This is a genomic window from Pedosphaera parvula Ellin514 (assembly GCF_000172555.1).
Lineage (GTDB): Bacteria > Verrucomicrobiota > Verrucomicrobiia > Limisphaerales > Pedosphaeraceae > Pedosphaera.
This window is the reverse complement of the sequence record NZ_ABOX02000003.1, coordinates 243,076-260,250: the sequence shown is the minus strand read 5'-3', so window position 1 is coordinate 260,250 and position 17,175 is coordinate 243,076. Positions and strand designations below refer to the sequence as shown.

15 protein-coding genes are annotated in these 17,175 nt (G+C 53.3%); 11 read left to right on the top strand and 4 right to left on the bottom strand.

Annotated elements, in window-relative coordinates:
* The first annotated feature begins 356 nt into the window (after positions 1-356).
* The 3 genes from CFLAV_RS03530 (at position 357) to CFLAV_RS03520 (ending at position 3,246) form a co-directional block, all read left to right on the top strand.
* Positions 357-773 (top strand): response regulator, encoded by a 417-nt coding sequence (locus CFLAV_RS03530; RefSeq protein WP_007413242.1) that lies wholly within the window; start codon positions 357-359, stop codon positions 771-773.
* A 175-nt stretch (positions 774-948) separates the two neighbouring features.
* The gene (locus CFLAV_RS03525) at positions 949-1,482 is read left to right on the top strand and encodes a hypothetical protein (protein WP_007413241.1); all 534 of its coding nucleotides are present in this window, start codon (positions 949-951) and stop codon (positions 1,480-1,482) included.
* 186 nt (positions 1,483-1,668) lie between these two features.
* The gene (locus tag CFLAV_RS03520; RefSeq protein ID WP_007413240.1) at positions 1,669-3,246 is read left to right on the top strand and encodes an MFS transporter; all 1,578 of its coding nucleotides are present in this window, start codon (positions 1,669-1,671) and stop codon (positions 3,244-3,246) included.
* Positions 3,247-3,351: 105 nt separating this feature from the next.
* On the opposite strand, the gene CFLAV_RS03515 is transcribed toward CFLAV_RS03520, so the two are convergent.
* On the bottom strand, positions 3,352-3,729 hold the full coding sequence (locus CFLAV_RS03515; protein WP_007413239.1) for a hypothetical protein: 378 nt from the start codon (positions 3,727-3,729) through the stop codon (positions 3,352-3,354).
* Between the two features lie 624 nt (positions 3,730-4,353).
* On the opposite strand from CFLAV_RS03515, the gene CFLAV_RS03510 reads away from it, so the two are divergent.
* The 3 genes from CFLAV_RS03510 to CFLAV_RS03500 all read left to right on the top strand — a co-directional run bounded on the left by CFLAV_RS03510 (position 4,354) and on the right by CFLAV_RS03500 (position 9,528).
* Positions 4,354-4,758: a helix-turn-helix domain-containing protein gene (locus CFLAV_RS03510; protein WP_007413238.1), complete on the top strand. Its 405-nt coding sequence runs from the start codon at positions 4,354-4,356 to the stop codon at positions 4,756-4,758.
* Between the two features lie 591 nt (positions 4,759-5,349).
* Positions 5,350-8,034, top strand: a complete 2,685-nt coding sequence (locus tag CFLAV_RS03505; protein ID WP_160164474.1) for a PSD1 and planctomycete cytochrome C domain-containing protein — start codon at positions 5,350-5,352, stop codon at positions 8,032-8,034.
* 9 nt (positions 8,035-8,043) lie between these two features.
* Positions 8,044-9,528: a DUF1501 domain-containing protein gene (locus CFLAV_RS03500; RefSeq protein ID WP_007413235.1), complete on the top strand. Its 1,485-nt coding sequence runs from the start codon at positions 8,044-8,046 to the stop codon at positions 9,526-9,528.
* A 166-nt stretch (positions 9,529-9,694) separates the two neighbouring features.
* Here CFLAV_RS03500 and CFLAV_RS03495 read toward each other — a convergent pair whose 3' ends face one another.
* Positions 9,695-11,509, bottom strand: a complete 1,815-nt coding sequence (locus CFLAV_RS03495; RefSeq protein WP_007413234.1) for an ABC transporter substrate-binding protein — start codon at positions 11,507-11,509, stop codon at positions 9,695-9,697.
* A 165-nt stretch (positions 11,510-11,674) separates the two neighbouring features.
* Positions 11,675-12,901, bottom strand: a complete 1,227-nt coding sequence (locus CFLAV_RS03490; protein WP_007413233.1) for a hypothetical protein — start codon at positions 12,899-12,901, stop codon at positions 11,675-11,677.
* Positions 12,902-13,027: 126 nt separating this feature from the next.
* On the opposite strand from CFLAV_RS03490, the gene CFLAV_RS03485 reads away from it, so the two are divergent.
* Positions 13,028-13,414, top strand: coding sequence for a VOC family protein (locus tag CFLAV_RS03485; protein ID WP_007413232.1), 387 nt, complete (start codon positions 13,028-13,030; stop codon positions 13,412-13,414).
* 171 nt (positions 13,415-13,585) lie between these two features.
* Here CFLAV_RS03485 and CFLAV_RS36365 read toward each other — a convergent pair whose 3' ends face one another.
* Positions 13,586-13,798: a hypothetical protein gene (locus tag CFLAV_RS36365; RefSeq protein ID WP_192812792.1), complete on the bottom strand. Its 213-nt coding sequence runs from the start codon at positions 13,796-13,798 to the stop codon at positions 13,586-13,588.
* On the opposite strand from CFLAV_RS36365, the gene folP reads away from it, so the two are divergent.
* The 4 genes from folP to glmM are packed head-to-tail and all read left to right on the top strand — an operon-like array spanning position 13,716 to position 17,168.
* Positions 13,716-14,492, top strand: a complete 777-nt coding sequence (folP, locus tag CFLAV_RS03480; RefSeq protein ID WP_192812791.1) for a dihydropteroate synthase — start codon at positions 13,716-13,718, stop codon at positions 14,490-14,492. The genes CFLAV_RS36365 and folP overlap by 83 nt on opposite strands.
* Positions 14,493-15,338, top strand: a complete 846-nt coding sequence (gene cdaA, locus CFLAV_RS03475) for a diadenylate cyclase CdaA (protein ID WP_007413230.1) — start codon at positions 14,493-14,495, stop codon at positions 15,336-15,338.
* A 2-nt stretch (positions 15,339-15,340) separates the two neighbouring features.
* A complete protein-coding gene (locus CFLAV_RS03470; protein WP_007413229.1) occupies positions 15,341-15,763 on the top strand; it encodes a CdaR family protein in 423 nt (140 codons plus the stop codon).
* A 22-nt stretch (positions 15,764-15,785) separates the two neighbouring features.
* Complete coding sequence (glmM, locus tag CFLAV_RS03465) at positions 15,786-17,168, top strand: phosphoglucosamine mutase (protein ID WP_007413228.1); 1,383 nt, start codon at positions 15,786-15,788, stop codon at positions 17,166-17,168.
* The last annotated feature ends 7 nt before the right edge of the window (positions 17,169-17,175 follow it).

Sequence of the window (17,175 nt, the reverse complement as noted above, 5' to 3'; positions counted from 1 at the left end):
AAATGGCCAAATTTTTGAGGGTGATTTTCGTTGGAACGGCGTTAACAGCCTTTGGATGCCCTCCTATGTCCTCCAAAGTCGAACGAATTGTCCTGAAATAAGACAATAAATCGCTGATCGGATAAAGACTTAGGTAAGTAGAACCAGGCATAAGGGGGCAGATAGGGTTTTCTCCCCAGAAGCGGCTCCGGTTTATACCTGATGGAGGTTTTTGCGAGAGGTATATTATGTTCGATGGGTGAATTAGTCAGAACGTTCATTGTAGTGAACCGGTGCATCGATCGAAAAAACAAGGCAATTGACTGGGGGAGGATTCAGAAGTCGCAAGCCAGTTAAAAGTATAAGTGTATCAGCGTATGTCAGACCTGATTTTGATTGTCGAGGATGATGAAAATGATGTTTTGCTGGTAAAACAGACGTTCATTCAAGCTCACCTGATTAATCCCGTGATCGCGCTCCAGTCGTCGGAGGAAGCGATGACATATTTGGAAGGCAAACCACCTTATGCCAATCGCGTGCGGTATCCGCTCCCTTCAATTCTATTCCTCGATTTAAAACTCATAGGCAAGGATGGGCTTTCGCTATTGACCTGGCTCCGGGAAACAAGACTGATCGAAAGGATGATGGTGGTGGTGTTAAGCGGTTATCACGAAATGAATCTGGTGAATACGGCTTATCATCTGGGAGCCAAATCATTTCTTACGAAACCAGTTCATGTCAAAGATCTCACCAATCTGATGCTGGCTTATCCGCAAGGCTGGATTAGAGGGTAGGCAATTGGCCGACCGAAATGAAATTCAGTCTCTTCGTTTAGGAGGAGCGCATTTTAGTGTGCGGAAGTTTAGTCGGAAGATACGGGCATCGTTCGCTTTTCTCCAATGGAATGCACCTTTATTTTTTATAGGTGTAGTTACGTTTTTCTTGAGCTATTCTGACTTCTTGCGGTCAATGAAGAATATTCTTAAAAAATATGCGGAGTCGTTCTGTTCGTCGATGGATGATTGGAGTGACGAGGAGGTGGTGAAGACAGTTGACCTGTTTCGTGGACAGTGGATGGAAGCGGTTTGTGACAGGGCCAGATTGATCGCGAATGTGCGCAGGGTGGAAGAGGATACGGAATGGAACAACATCGCTTGCCGCCTGATTTATGTGGCGTTAAGCAAGGAAATTTCTGAAGGACGCGATTTGCACCTGGTGATGAAGATTAGCCGTATTGCGCCTGTTGCCGTTACTTATTGGTTGAATTATGAGCCTTGGCTTATTGACAAGAACCTCGCCGTGCCAGCTGGTATGCCGTTTTCCGGGAGATTGGGATCAGAGGCGCTTAAGGTGAGAAAGCAGATTTTGGATCTGTTGCATCTGCGCGGGTTTTTCGTGGTGCCGAGGATCGAGTTTGAGTTTGAGGTAAAAATCGGCGCAGGCGAGGAGTCGGCTCGGCGGTCCATTTCAGGTGGCACCTTTTTCTTCGGTAGTAAAATCTGAGTGGGGGCGAGACTTAATTCTTAGAAATGCCAAGGTGCCCTACACTGAGGACTAAATTGTTGTCCCCCATTCGCCGTTAACTCTCCGAGGTCATCCAGTTAGTATTTTGCATTGTGGTTGCGGCCGCCGCCGACTGTCCATTCAGGTGAAAACTGGGATAGATGATAGGTTAAGGGGATTGAGGTTATGGCGAATATTATCAGGCAGCCGTGTGATGAGGGGGTGATCAGGTCAAGGGCCGCGGCGGCACCCTGCTCAAGGCCTTCGGAGCGATGGGTGTTGGCGGCGACGATCCTTGGTTCGAGCATGGCGTTTATCGATGGCACGGTGGTCAACGTGGCGCTGCCGGCGCTGCAAGCAAACTTGAATGCCACGGTGGTGGATGTGCAGTGGGTGGTGGAGGCTTATGCGCTTTTCCTCGCGGCGCTGCTGCTGGTTGGAGGGTCGCTGGGGGATCGCTTCGGTCGGCGGCGTGTGTTCTGCGTTGGGGTCGCGCTTTTTGCCCTGGCGTCGGTTTGGTGCGGGCTCGCACCGACGGTTAAACAACTGACTTTGGCGCGGGCGGTTCAGGGAGTGGGCGGCGCGTTGCTGGTCCCCGGCAGCCTGGCCATCATCAGTGCATCGTTTGACGAGAAGAGGCGCGGGTGGGCGATCGGGATATGGTCGGGTTTTACGGCGATTACCACCGCGATTGGGCCAGTCATGGGCGGTTGGTTGATCGAGCACGTCTCGTGGCGCGCGGTCTTTTTCATCAATGTCCCGCTGGCCGCCGTGGTGGTGGCGCTGGCGTTGCGTTACGTGCCGGAGAGCCGTGATGAGGCCGAGGAAGGCGGTCTGGATTGGTGGGGAGCGACACTTGCGACCATAAGTCTCGGCGCGATTGTGTACGGGTTGATCGAGTCCTCGCGTCTGGGATTTAGGAACCCGATGGTGTTGATCGCGCTCGTTGGTGGCGGTGTCGCATCGGTGGTGTTCATTCTCGTTGAGAAACGAAAGCGTAACGCGATGTTGCCGCTTGACCTGTTTCGTTCCAGGAATTTTAGCGGGGCGAACCTGATGACTTTGTTTCTGTACACGGCGCTGGCGGGTGCGCTTTTCTTTCTGCCGCTGAACTTGATTCAGGTGCAGGGCTATAAGCCCACGGCCGCCGGGGCCGCAATGCTGCCGTTCGTGCTCATCGTGTTTTTTCTTTCACGCTGGTCGGGCGGATTGGTGAAACGTTACGGGTCCAAGTTGCCGCTGGTGGTGGGGCCGGCGGTGGCTGCGCTCGGGTTCGCGTTGTTCACGGTGCCCGGGATTGGCGGCAGTTATTGGACGAACTTCTTCCCGGCGGTGATGGTGCTCGGCCTGGGCATGGCGGTGAGCGTCGCGCCGTTAACGACCACGGTGATGAACGCGGTGGGGAAAGACCGCGCCGGTGTGGCGTCGGGGATCAACAACGCCGTGTCGCGCACGGCGGGGTTGCTGGCCATCGCCGCGCTTGGATTGGTCATGCTGCACGTTTTTAACAGCAGTCTTGATCGCCGCCTGTCGAGCCTTGCGCTGGCACCTGAAACGCGGCGCGCCCTCGACCAAGAGCGCGTCAAGCTGGCCGGGGCAGAGGTGCCGGGCGATCTCGAGCCCGAGAAGCGGGCGACACTCAAGCGTGCGCTGGATGAATCGTTCGTGACGGGCTTTCGCCGGGTTATGAAGGTGGCTGCGGGGTTGGCGTTGGTGAGCAGTTTTGTGGCGGGGAGGTTGATTGAGGGGAAGCGGAAGGGGTGAGCAATATTTAATGGGGAGTGGGGCATTTTTTTGGCAATTCAGTTTTCATTTTCCTTGGGAAGAGAAGGAATAACAGATTTGCATCGCTTTTATCCGATTGAATGGTCAGGATGGATGGCAGGAGGGGGTGGCATGCTGTTCCCAATCAACGAAGGTAACATTGCTCGCTATTTGTTGATGCACATTATTGGGAAAAGTCGTATCGAACCAACCCACGATCAATCGATAAAAATCAGCGTCTTCCGGTTTTTCATCGTGGCATTCCAAATCAGCCAGGCAGAGGATCACATAGCCGTCCATCCTGGGTCGATTGAGTAATACGATACCCACGTCATCACCCTTATAATCAAGCCTGATATTCTCCACCAAGGATTTATTGCTTAAATAGACTGCATGTCCTTCCAAAGTATAGCGCATGAAGTTTCGGACATGGAATTCCTGTAGAAGCAGATTACGGCCTGAAGAGTGTTTAAAAATCATCATAATCTGTGATCCAGTCGGTCATTTCCTTGCTGTCTCCAATTGGGTCCAATGTTCTGGTAGATTTTTGGGGAGCGCAAGGCTGAATACCGGTGTTGCCAAATACTGAAAGCGTTGATGTTTGGATCGTGGGCCGCGTCCGCGGATCGGCTCGATGGGCTCTGGGCAGAATCACCTACGGTGTTAGAATTCCGGCGAAGCGTCATTCCACCGATTGATTGATTGCTGGCGCATGGGTCTGCATCGCGGGCCGATTACGCGGGTGAGGTAGCGGGATAGATTATTATCGCTGGCAATGTCAGTGCGGCGCGCACAGGAGTGCTCTCCCTACCTACGAGGCTGGCGCACAGTTTGAAGTCCGGGACCGCGTCCGCGGATGGGCTCGATGGGCTGGTAGAATCACCGACGGGGTTAGAATTCCGGCGGAGCGTCATTCCACCGATTGATTGATTTCTGGCGCGGGTGGATTGGAGGCGCCGGGCGTTTACGCAGAGTGAAAGTTTTTGCCGTTTTTTTCAGTAATTGGGGATCAATGGAAGATAGTTTGGGGGATGGACTGTGTATGTCCAACCCCCGGTGCAAAATGGTGGTCGATAATTTGGAAAATGAAACCTATGGGAGGCCATCATGTGCACAATGGAGCATCGAGAGAGCGGGGAAGGACTGGGGCGGGCGTGGTCCAGGCTGGACGGGAGGTCCTGGGAGGAACTGGGGACGAAGGCGGGATATTCATCCGCTAAATTGGCGAAGATCTGCAAGGTGTCCGAGCGGCATCTGGGGCGAAAGATTCAGGAGCAGTTTGGTTGTTCACCGAGGGCATGGCTGCGGGAGCATCGGTTGAAGGCGGCGCGGGAGCGATTGGCCGGTGGAGGGGATCCGAAGGAGGTGGCGTTTGAACTGGGGTTCAAGCAGGTGTCGCATTTCTGCCGGCAATTCAAGGAGCGGTATCGGGAGACGCCGAGGGCGTTTGCGCGCGCGGAGCGGCGGAAAAGGGCGGGGATGTCCGCTGCAGATAATAAATGTCCGAATTAGAATTAGATAATGATTGGGCTTTGACCTGGAAGCGGGCGGGAGGGAGAATGGCGGGTGATGAAACAGGAGACATATAACAGGTATGCAACGGAAAGAGGATGGATCGATGAGAAGAGTCATGGGACTCACGGGATGGATGGGACGGGTAAGGCGCGGGGTTCTCCAGCAACTCGGATTAAGTCGTGTTATCTTGGGCTAACTCGCGCTAACTCGGGTTATCTCGCGTTAAAAAATGTTGTAAAGGAGTTATGGAGGACGAAGGTGGTGTGTTGCCTGTTGTTGGGCGCGGATTTCAATTTATGCCCATACCTCTTCCAATCAGAAGCCATCGGAAGGCCGAGGAAATTGTGAATGGCGAGTTTCGATTTTCGAATGAAAGGTCTAACGCCATATAACGGTAAATAACACCATATAACGCCAAATAACGGTGAAAATTTTTTTACATTGGTCATTTGTCCGAAGTTTGTGGACAGTTCCAGATTAGACCTGAGGGATGAATCGGAGGTTGTATGCGTGTCAAGGAGCGATATATTTGATTCAATTCCGTTGCGTGCTTGTGCGTCTAATATGAAGTCGTTCACCGAGAATTACATGAAAGCGTTTGTTTCAGAAAAGGTTAACCTGGGCAGGTTGAGCTGTGTGACTGCGGCTACGGCCATGCTATTGATGGCGGGAGTGGCGCGCGGGGCGGAGAAGCCGAAGGTGGTGGAGATTCCGGTGCGGGCGATTGATGCGAAGGAGGCAGCGAAAGTGAGTTACACGCGGGACATCAAGCCGATCCTGGATGCGAGTTGCTCGGAGTGTCATTCAAGTGATGAGCAGAAGGGGCAATTCGATGCATCGACCGTGGCAAGCTTGATTAAGGGTGGGAAGAAGGCGCATCCGGCGATCATTCCGGGGAAGCCGGATGAGAGTGCGATGGTGCAGTACTTGCGTGGTCAAAAGGAGCCGCAGATGCCGAAGGGGAATTCGAAGCTGAGTGCGGATGAATTGCATTTGATTCGGGAATGGATTGCAGCGGGAGCAGTGGATGATACCGGGCAAGCGGGGCTTGCATCCAAATCGCCTGCGGCGAGTTCTAAGAAGGCAAATACGGCAGCTTCTTTGAACGTGGGTGATCCGGCGATGCAGAAGGCGCTGAATGTTTTGATGTTCAGTGATGATAATAAAGCGCGGTTGATTGCCCAACGCGCGGTGAGGACGGCGTATTTGCCGAAAGTGCCCGTGCCGCCCAAAACGAGCGGGCCGACGTTGAATGTCATCGACCAGTTCATCGTTGGAAAGTGGGAGCAGGCGGGATTGAAGGAGGCCAGGAACGCACCGGAGGTTTGCAGTGATACCACTTTTTTGCGCCGGATTTACCTGGATTTGATTGGAGTCATTCCGACGGTGGAGGAGGCGCAACGGTTTTTGAATGACAAGTCGAAGGACAAGCGGGTGAAACTGGTGGATGAGTTGCTGGCGCGCAAGGAAGATTATGCGGCGCATTGGGTGCCGTTTTGGGAGGATGCGCTGGGAAGCGCGAACGTGGACAAGCAGGGAGGAATTCCCACGCATGGGAATTATCGCAACTGGATTTACCAGAGCTTCGTGGAGAACAAGCCATATGATGTGATGGTGGCGGAGTTGATCGATCCGCTCATGCCGGGATACCAGAAGCCGTTCATCAGCGAGGCGAACGGCAAGCGGACGGTGGCGGCTTATATCCAAAACGAGACGCATACGCTGACGATTCAGAGCGCGGCAAATGTGGGGCAGGTGTTTCTCGGGACGGGAATGAAGTGTGCGAGCTGCCATAATCATTTTCTGAACAAGGAATGGCCGCAGGCGAGATTCCTTGCGTTTGGCGGGATGTTTGCGACGAACGATCTGGAATCGATCCGTTGTGAAAAGCATAGCGGCCAATTTGTCACGGCCAAATTTCCATTCGAGCTGCCTGATGTTCCAGAGGAGATGCCGAAGGAGTATGAGCCACGGCTGCATCGTGTGACGCAACTGCTGGTGGACCCGACCAATCCGCGTTTCGCGAGGACGATGGTGAATCGGCTGTGGAAGCGTTACGTCGGCATCGGATTGTTCGCGCCGGCGGATGATTATCGATTGGACCAGCCGCCGAGTCATCCGGAGTTGTTGGATTATCTGGCGGACGATTTCATTCGCAGTGGTTATGATTTGAAGCACACCATCCGATTGATTCTCACGAGCCGGACGTATCAATTGAAGTATGACCCGGCGTTGGAAGATCATTTTGACGTGGCCAAGCCGACAGAGGCGCGGTATTTCCGGTCACCTTCGCTGAGGAAATTGACCGCGGAGGAATTGATCGACAGCATTCGCCTGGCGACGGCGCAAAAGCTGGACCCAAAGAAGCGGTTGTATTTGAACAATGCATCGACGGCGTTAACCCGCGCGTTGGCCAAGCCGGCGTCGAGGAATGAAATCAGCACGTCGCGCTCGGAGGATGTGGCGGTGGTGCAGGCGTTGGAATTGCTGAATGGCGAGGAATTTTACCAGGCGATTTATTCCGGGCCGGTGTTGGATGAGGCGGCGCGGGAGAAGGAGGTTTCGAAGGCGGTGGACAGGTTGTATTGGGCGGCGCTGAACCGGACGGCATCCAGCAAGGAACGGCAGGTGACGGAAAAGTTGCTGGGAGCGAATGCGGTTGGGGTGGGGCCTGCGAAAACGGAGAGTTCCGAGCAGGTCTGGATAGATGATGAGTTGCCGAGAGGTGCGCGGATGGACGGAACGGGTGGAGCAAAAAATGCCTGGAAATGGGTGACCAAGGAGCAGGGGCCGGTGTTCAGCGGCGAGCGGTCGCACACGCAAGGGGGCAAGGGAGAGCAACGGCAGCACATTGCAATCGGAGCCAATCCGGGATTGCGAGTGGGGGCAACGGATGTGTTGTTCACGTATGTGTATCTTGATCCGAAGAATCCGCCCAAGGAAATCATGTTGCAGTGGAGTCAAGGTGGCTGGGAGCATCGGGCATATTGGGGAGAGGATTTGATTGCATTCGGCACGGCGAATTCGACGACGCGGCATGCAATGGGGGCGTTGCCAAAAGCTGGAGAGTGGGTGCGCCTGGAGGTGCCGGCGCAGGATGTGGGAATCAGTCCGGCTGAGGAAGTTGATGGGTGGGCCTTTGATCAGGATGGAGGCAAGGTTTATTGGGACAAGGCCGGCGTGGTGAAACGCGCGATGAATCCGAACCGTGAACCGTTGGGCGATGTGTTATGGGCATTGTTTACGAGCCCTGAGTTTCAATTTATTCGATAAGGAAGAGCTATGAAAACAAAGATCAATCGACGCGAGTTTATTCAGACCGGTGCGATGGCGGCAGCGGGATTGAGCGCGATGGGATTGGCGCACGGCGCGGAAACTGAGAAGGCGATTAAAAAGTTGGTGCCGAAAGCCGACGCGATCATCCATATCTGGTTGCCGGGTGGAGTTGCGCAGACGGACACCTGGGATCCAAAGAAGTACACACCGTATCGTCAGGGGATGAAGGGGAGCGAGTTGCTGGGGACGTGCGAGCCGATTCCGACTTCGGCGGATGGAATTTTCCTCGGCAAGGGATTGGAGAACATGGCGAAAGTTATGAACAAGGCGACGGTGCTGCGGAGTTTGACGAGCGATACGAAATTTGGGGCGGTGCATTTAAAGGCCCAGTACTATGCGATGACGGGGTATTTGTTTCCGTCGGGCGTGAAGACTCCGAGCGTGGGAGCGGCGATTGCGCGGACGTTGGGGCGGAGAGATCCGAATGTGCCTCCTTATATTTACATTGGGCGCGACATTGATACGAGCGATGAAGAGAAGATGTTCATCAGCGAGTATATCGGGCCTGGATTTTACGGAGTGAATTATGCACCGTTCATGATTCCTGATCCGGCGAAGGGATTGGCCACGTTAAATGCGGTGGGCAACATGAAAATGGACCGGCTGGATCGGCGGCAGGAATATCTGCGCGCGATCACAGGGCTGGAAGAGAAGCAGTTGCAGAACGCGAACAAGGTCAGTGATTACATGAAGGTGATGGCTGACGCGCGGGCAATGATGGATTCGCCGGTGAAGAAAGCTTTCGATTACCAGAAGGAGGAGAAGCCTGAGGTGCTGAAGGCGTATGAGCCGGAGGTTGGTGAGAGTGATTTGTTGGACAAGGGTTATTATCACGGGAAGCGGTTTGCGAATGGGTTGCTGCTGGCGCGGAGATTGGTTGAGACGGGTGCGCGTTATATCCAGGTGGAATATCAATACGGGCCGTTCAAGGGTTTCGACATGCACGAGAGCGGGCAGCAGCGAATGGTGGAAATGAAGAAGCAGATTGATCGGCCGATTGCGCAGTTGATTCGGGATTTGGATGAGAGAGGTTTGCTCGATAGGACGTTGGTGATGATCAGCACGGAGTTTGGCAGGACAATTGCGTCGGCTCCGGCGGCGGGTCGGGAACCAGATGGTTTTGCGGAGCGGAACACAGGTGACAAGTTGATCATTGAAAATGAGAAGATGTATGGGTTCCATGGGCATTTCAGCAGTTGCAACGCCATGATGTTTTTCGGCGGAGGGTTCAAGAAGGGATTTGTTTACGGCAAAACCGCGGATGAGCATCCGATGGTGGCGGTGGAAAATCCGGTGCCGTTGATCGATGTGCTGGCGACGGTTTATAAGACTTTGGGAATTCCGGCCGATGCGAATTATGTCACCGAGGGACGGCCTTTCTACGTGACCAAGGATGGCAAGGGACAAGCGATTGATGCGATGCTGGCGTAGGAGATGTGCAGGTTGTTATTTCGACTTTCCCAGATGAAAGGGGCGGTTGATCTTTGAAATTTTGCATGAGTAAAAAGAAATTCTCTGTTTGCGCGGGAGCAGTTGCCGCGATGAAGCACGCGGCTTCTGTCTTGCACGAGCGAAACAGTTTGAGGAGAACGTCTACTTACTTTTTCTTGTAGAAGAGTTCTTCCAGATTCCAAGTCAGCCGATTTGGGTCGAGGGTGGTTCCGCGAACGTTGCCGATGTCGGAACGGACTGCAGAGTAGGCCTGCATGGAAACCGTCGGAATCATGGGCATCTGCTCGGAAAGGATAAGCTGAACTTCGTCGAAATATTTCTTTCTCTGAGCCTGGTCGAGAGTCTTCAACTGTTCATCCATCAAAAAGTCGATGCGAGCCTCCCATTCAGTTGAGGGAGTTTTTTGGCGTGGGAACCATTCGTGACTGAAGCCGCTTGATTTTACTACATTCATCTCATAGGCGGGATCGGGAGGGCCGCCCGCCCAGCCGAGAAGAATACAGTCGTAATCAAAGGAGTTCGAGAATTTATCAATCAAAAGGTTAAACTCGAGGGGTTGAAAAATCAGTTGGATGCCGAGGCGCTTCAAGTCCTCCTGAATGATGACAGCGCTTTTTTGACGGCGATCATTTCCGGCATTGGTGTTCATAACGAATGCGATTGGATGGCCTTCCGAATCAGCAAGCGTTCCATCGCCCCGATCCTTGATGCCAATTTCGGCGAGCAGTGCGCGGGCCTTGGCTGGATCATAGGGATAAGTCTTGATGTCCGGGTTGAACCACTTTTTATTTTGCGGTGAAGTGAAGCCATATCTGGGAGCGCCGTGGCCGCCCAGCGCGGACCTTACGATGGCTTCCCGATCAATGGCAAAGGAGATGGCCTGACGAAATTTAGTGTTGCGGAACCATTTCAATTTTACCGGGTCGACTATGGGCTTCCCGGTTTTTGGGTTTGAATTTGTATTCTGGTTAAAAGTGAGAGAATCCTGTTCTGAAGCCAACCCAAGATCCAGTAGTTGGAAACGTCCCTTGGCCGATTCCTCCTTGAACCGATCGTATTCCTCAGGCCGCACCAGTTCCTGGAGGTCGGCTTCTCCTCTTAGAAAACGCAGTGAAATCGCGCTCTGGTCTGGAACCACAGTGTACACCACTTCGTTAAAATAAGGCAGTCTTTCACCTTTGCTGTCCACTTCAAAGAAGTGAGGATTGCGTTCCAGGCGCGTGTATTGGCCGGGTTTATAATCCCTTAAACGAAAAGGCCCGTTACTTACAACCTCATTCGGCCGGGCATTAATGCCGTAAGCCGATTCGAATCTTTTTGCTTCCACATCCTTGGTCAAAATGTGTTTCGGGACAATGGCGACAGCTCCGAAGAACATCAGGAAGGGAGCGTAAATATCCGGGGTAACCACCTTGATTGTTAGGTCATCCACTTTGGTTACGGCGAAATCCTTGCCGCCCAGACGAAACTGATCCACCACGACATTAACAATATTCGTATTATAGATGACATCATTCCATGTGAATATGACGTCATCAGCATCGAGGGGCTGGCCGTCGCTCCAGCGAAGGCCTTTACGAAGATGGAATGTGTAAGTTTTGTTATCCGGTTCAACCGTCCAAGTATCCGCGAGGCCGGGACGGATCTCCTGGGTGGGGACATCAACAGTTAATAAGCCGGCAAACATCCTGTTAATAATGTCAGTCGAGGAGGTTTCGTTGGCAGTGATGGGATTGAAAGTTTTGGGATCGCCAAAACTGGAAATAACCAATCGCCCTCCGGGAACACCCGGCTCGGATTTGGCAACCAGCGGCGGTTCGGGAAGTGGACCACTCTCGGACTTTTGGGGCGTTGTGCTTCCTGTGCCAGATGAACTTCCCTCATTCTTACCACAGCCGGAAATTATTCCTGCAAGAATCAAACCCAGCGCCGCAACCCGGAAAAATTGAAGTCTTTTCATAAGTAATGCCCGTCAAATCCATACACCCATCTTCAGGATGGGGCAAGCTAATGCCATTATCTCAAGACACCAGCAGCCACCATTAATTCAATAAAAGAACGACTTGGGAAAATGATCGCGGGCAGGGAAGCGATGATCGCGGTGCTTCAGGTGATGGCTCGCTGATCACTGAAAGCTGCGCATGATGCGATCAAAGCCGCGGGAAAAGCCGGTGCGGTCACCCGGGTCGTAAAAATTTTCCTTGTGACGTTCCAGGTCAAACTGCACGAGCAAGCCAATGGCATTGGCACCGTGATGGCCGGAGCGGATGGCGGTTATGCCATACGAATAGCCCAGGAATGCCTGCCATGCCTCGGAATAAGAGCGATAAGTAATGCCTCCCCCCACGCCCGAAAGAAAGTCATTCGGCTGATTTAGTCCTTTAAGATAATCCACACCCGCGACACTGCCGACGGTGGTAATGGACCAGCGTTTGTGTTCATCCAAAGGAAACGAATAACTGCCGTTCAACATGGCAAAACGCGTGGCGCTGATTTCCTGGAAATAGTAACCGGGGAGGATCAGTGGAAACTCGGAAGAGAGGGGCAGGACGCCACCCAGGCGAAATGCGCTCAGACGATCGGCATTAACACTCGCGCCAGTGGTAATGGCTACGGCGATATTCTGTCCGCTCTTCGGGAGTGTGTACGCGAACAGAGCTCGACCCCAAAAAAGATGCGAGCTGGGATTGAGATTCCGGTCTCCGGCAAAGCCGTAGGGGCCGGGATTCAGGCGGAACTGCCCTTCATACCAAACTGAGAGTTCCAAGGCGGCATCCGAAGTCAGCAATGGTTCGCGACCTCCCCAGCGCAGACCGGTGCGGACGATGGCGGTGGGGCCATCATTGGGCAACACAAAGTTCGGCGCTGTCTCGCTGTCCCGTCTATAGGCGGCGTAGCTGAGTTCGCCCCGGATAATCGCGTTGAGGGGAATGCGTTGGTCCGGGTTGAACAAATGATAGATGCTCGCCTCGGCCCCGCCGCCGTCACCTGTAAAAGATTCCTCATCAAAAAGTTTTCCCGAACGAATTTCTGAGTAGCTGTTGGCAAAACCACCGCCGAAGACACCGATGCCGAGGTCAGTATGCTCGGAAAGCAGGCCGCTGAATCCCAATTCCGAGTCCATATAAACCGGCGCCACGGCCAGGCGCAGGGTCAGATTGGTACGCATGAAGGAAGGCTGGTTATAATAGAGGAAGGCATAACCGGAAATGGGCGGCTTACCTTCGAAAGGTTGGTTATAACCCATCTGCACCAACTCGCGTTTGACGGGGTCAATTTGCGCGTAGGAAGAAATAGGCGCAAAAACTCCGAGTAACAACAAAACAGCAATCCAATTCCTAATTCGTACCACGGCCACTTTCCTATCGAAAAGCAAGGAAAGGGGCAAGTGGTTATTAACCCACCCCGGTCCGACCGGGTTCCAAAATGTCGCGCTCTATGCAATTGCCACTTTTCAAAGGAAGGGTATTCTTTGGCCATGACTATTGCGAAGAAACTCCTGCATACCCGCTATCGTGTGAATGACCTGGAACGCACCGTGAAGTTTTATCGCGAGATTCTCGGTTTGGAAGAAACCCGGCGTCATAAGTCATCGCGTGGCTCGGAACTGGCATTTATGAAAGCGCCGGAAAGTGAAGAACTGATTGAACTTTGTTATTTTCCCGGCAGTGGCCCGGTCGAGGTGCAACCGGATCTGACCCATCTCGCTTTCGAGGTGGACAGTCTAGAGGAGTTCGGCAAGCATCTGGCCTCGAAGGGATATAAGTACTCTGACGGTCCGCATATGCGCCCGGAGGGCGGCGGCATTGCTTTCGTTGATGCACCTGAGGGCTACGAGATCGAGCTGATCGAGCGGGCTAAGTAAAGCAAAATTCAGTTTTGCTGGTTTGTTTATTGGGGAGAGCGACGAATTGGGGTTGATAAAAAACTCAGCAGCGGAAGTCATATGGCGGGGATGGGCTGAGCATTGAATTTGAGTCGAGCAGAAATCGGGCGGAGTAAAATTGGAGTCAGACGTTGGATTTTGTCGACGGAGTCAGGCGTTTGTGCCATTGATATAGGCACCCACGCTGCGTGCATCTGCCAGGCGACAGACCAACTCAGCGATGACGATGATTTTACGAGCCGGCCAATTTAAATATGTTTTTCCGCGACCGTCCCTCGTGATGGGGGTGGTAAATGTGACGCCTGATTCCTTTTCCGATGGCGGGAAGTACTTTGACAATGCGTCGGCCGTGAGACATGCCATGGACTTGATAGAGCAGGGGGCTGATATCATCGATGTGGGAGGAGAATCGACCCGGCCCAAAGCAGAGCCCGTCAGCGAGGAGGAGGAATTGAGGCGGGTTATGCCAGTTATCGAGGCTTTGGTGCCTCAAATCAACATTCCTCTGTCCATCGACACCCTTAAGCCTGGTGTGGCACGGGCGGCGGTGAGGGCGGGTGCAAGTATCATTAATGATGTGGGGGCAAACCGAACCGATGGCGAAATGTGGCGAATTGTGGCTGAGACCGGGGTTGGTTATGTGGCCATGCACATGCAAGGCAGCCCGGCAACCATGCAGGTTAAACCTACTTATCAGGACGTGGTGGAAGAGGTTAGGATTTTCCTCAACGGGAAAATTGTTGACCTGCAGGCAGTGGGCATCAGTCCGGAACAGATCATTTTGGATGTGGGAATTGGCTTTGGAAAGACTCTGGAACACAATTTGCAGTTGCTCGGAAGCCTGAGGAGATTTACAACTCTACAGAGACCGTTGCTGCTCGGCGTCTCACGCAAATCCTTCATAAGTAAATTGCTGGGAGTTGCCGCCGAAGACCGTCTGCCGGGAGCTCTCGCCTGCACCCTGACGGCGTTTGAGGCAGGAGTACAGATGTTTCGGACGCATGACGTTGCAGCCACGGTACAAGCACTGAGAATGGCGGAGGCCATCACCTTATAAATGTCGTTAAATTGGTCCATGTTGGAAAATAGTTGGCGCCCCGCGTTGGAGATATCGCTCCTCGCGATAGGGATCTACTATACCTTCATGCTCGTGAAGGGATCACGCGGGTGGTCCGTGATCATCGGCTTTCTGCTGCTCTTTCTTTTTACGATTGTCAGTTGGGTCCTAAAGCTGGAGGTGGTTAGCTGGCTCCTGGGTAAATTCTTCGCTTTCTCGGCATTCGCCATTCTGGTGATCTTCCAACCTGAGTTGCGGCGCATGCTTTCAGAGTTGGGAAACCTGCGCCTCTTCTACACGGCACGGGAACAGCGTGAGAACATTGAAGTCATCATTCAAACCGTGGAGCGGTTGGCGGAGGTAAAAATTGGAGCGCTGATTGCCCTGGAGCAAGCCATTCAACTGCAGGAGGTGGTGGAATCCGGCCTTGTGGTCGATTGCGAGGCCACGCCTGAAATGCTGGAAACCATTTTCTTTCCCAACAATGCCATTCATGATGGGGGAGTGATCATCAAGGGAGACCGCATCACTTATGCCGCCTGCATTTTTCCACTCACCCAACGTCAGGACCTGAACAAAACCCTTGGCACACGTCACCGGGCGGCGATTGGATTAACGGAAGAAACGGATGCCATTGTGGTGGTGGTTTCCGAGGAAACGGGGCTCACCTCTTATGCGTACAAGGGGCAACTCGTGCGCGGAGTGACCCAGGAAGAACTGCGCGCATTCCTGACTTCGGTATTCGTCAAGAGTGGCAGATCCCGCAGTTTGATTGAGTGGCTTCGTAAATTGATCGGTGAGCGGCATATTCCGCAAGCCCCGGCAGTAAAAGCCGGCTCCAAATAGGCATGGCAGCACGCGATTACATTTTACATAATTTCTGGTGGAAGCTTTTGTCCGTGTTGCTGGCGGCGCTTACGTGGTTTACCATTCAAACTGCCTTCCAGAAGGATCAGACCCTGAGGCAATCGCCGGTGATTACGACCAGCACGCGAAGCTTTGCATCGATTCCGATCATTTTACAAACCTCGGCTGCCAATACGAATCGATACCGGATCAGCCCGGTGACAGTCACTGTTGAAGTCAGCGGCACTGCCGATGTGCTGGAGAAACTGCAAACCAAGCAGATACAGGCCGTGGTGGATGTAAGCGAAGCGGCGGAAGAAAAGGAATTTAGGAAAGACATTCAAGTGCAGGTTCCCAAAGACCTGAAGGTCGTGAGCACAAAACCGATTTATGTCAGTGTGGAGCGAATAACTGGCCAAAAATAATTCAGCAAGAAAGAATATCGAAATGATTGCCCCGAAGAAAATATTTGGTACTGATGGAGTACGCGGAACAGCCAACGTGGAGCCAGTTACCGCCGAAACGGCATTGAAACTTGGACGGGCTGCCGGATACGTGTTTAAAAATCTCGAATCGCAATCACGCGGCCGGGGTAAACACAAGATTGTTATTGGCAAGGATACCCGGCTCTCGGGCTACATGCTCGAGAATGCCATCTCGGCGGGAATACTCTCGATGGGAGTGGATGTGCTTTTCATTGGCCCATTGCCGACGCCCGGAGTCGCCTATGTGACCCGCAGCTTGCGTGCGGACGCGGGCATTGTCATTACGGCTTCGCACAATCCCTACGACGATAATGGGATTAAGTTCTTTCGAGCGGACGGTTATAAGCTGGATGACCGGGTGGAGGCACGGATCGAAGAACTTGTTTTTGGCGGCGATGTTGAAAGTCTCCGGCCCAAGGCAAGTGAAGTGGGCAAGGCAGTTCGTATCGATGATGCCCTGGGGCGTTACATTGAATATGCCAAGGCCTCATTTCCCCGGGGGATGACGCTGGAAGGGATGCGCATTGTGGTGGATTGCGCCCATGGCGCAGCTTACAAATCCACACCCTGCGTGTTGCGTGAATTGGGTGCGCAGGTAATCGTTTATGGCAATCAACCTGACGGCACAAACATCAACAAGGATTGCGGTTCAATGCATCCCGAACAGATGTGTCAGAAAGTCCGGGAACATGGGGCGCAACTGGGCATTGCGCATGATGGCGATGCCGATCGCGTTTTGTTGTGTGATGAAACCGGGACATTGATCGACGGGGATGACATCATGGCGATTGCGGGGTTGGACATGTTGGAAAGGGGCTCGCTCGCGCACAAGACCCTCGTCAGTACCGTGATGAGCAATGCCGGGCTCGACAAGGCCATTGAATCCAAAGGCGGGAAAATGCTCCGCACACCTGTCGGCGACAAGAACGTGATCGATGAGATGCTGCGCCATGGTTATAGTTTTGGCGGTGAGCAAAGCGGTCATATGATTTTCGGTGAGCACAGCACCACGGGGGATGGTTTGGTTTGCGCGTTGCAAATTTTGCAAATCATGAAGGCCAAGGAGCGCCCGCTTTCGAAGCTTGCCAAATGCTGGACACGCTATCCGCAACTGGTCACCAACGTGAAGGTGCGGGAGAAGAAGCCTTTTGAGCAAATGAATGGTGTGTTGCAACTGGTGGCCTCGGCCGAGGCTGAAGTGAAACCCTCCGGTGGGCGAGTGCTGTTGCGCTATTCCGGAACTGAGCCGAAGGCTCGCTTGTTGATTGAGGGACCGGACGCGGTGGCTTTGGAACGGCTTTCAGAATCCATCTGCGATGCGATTCGGAAGCAGGTAGGGGCTTAAATGGCAA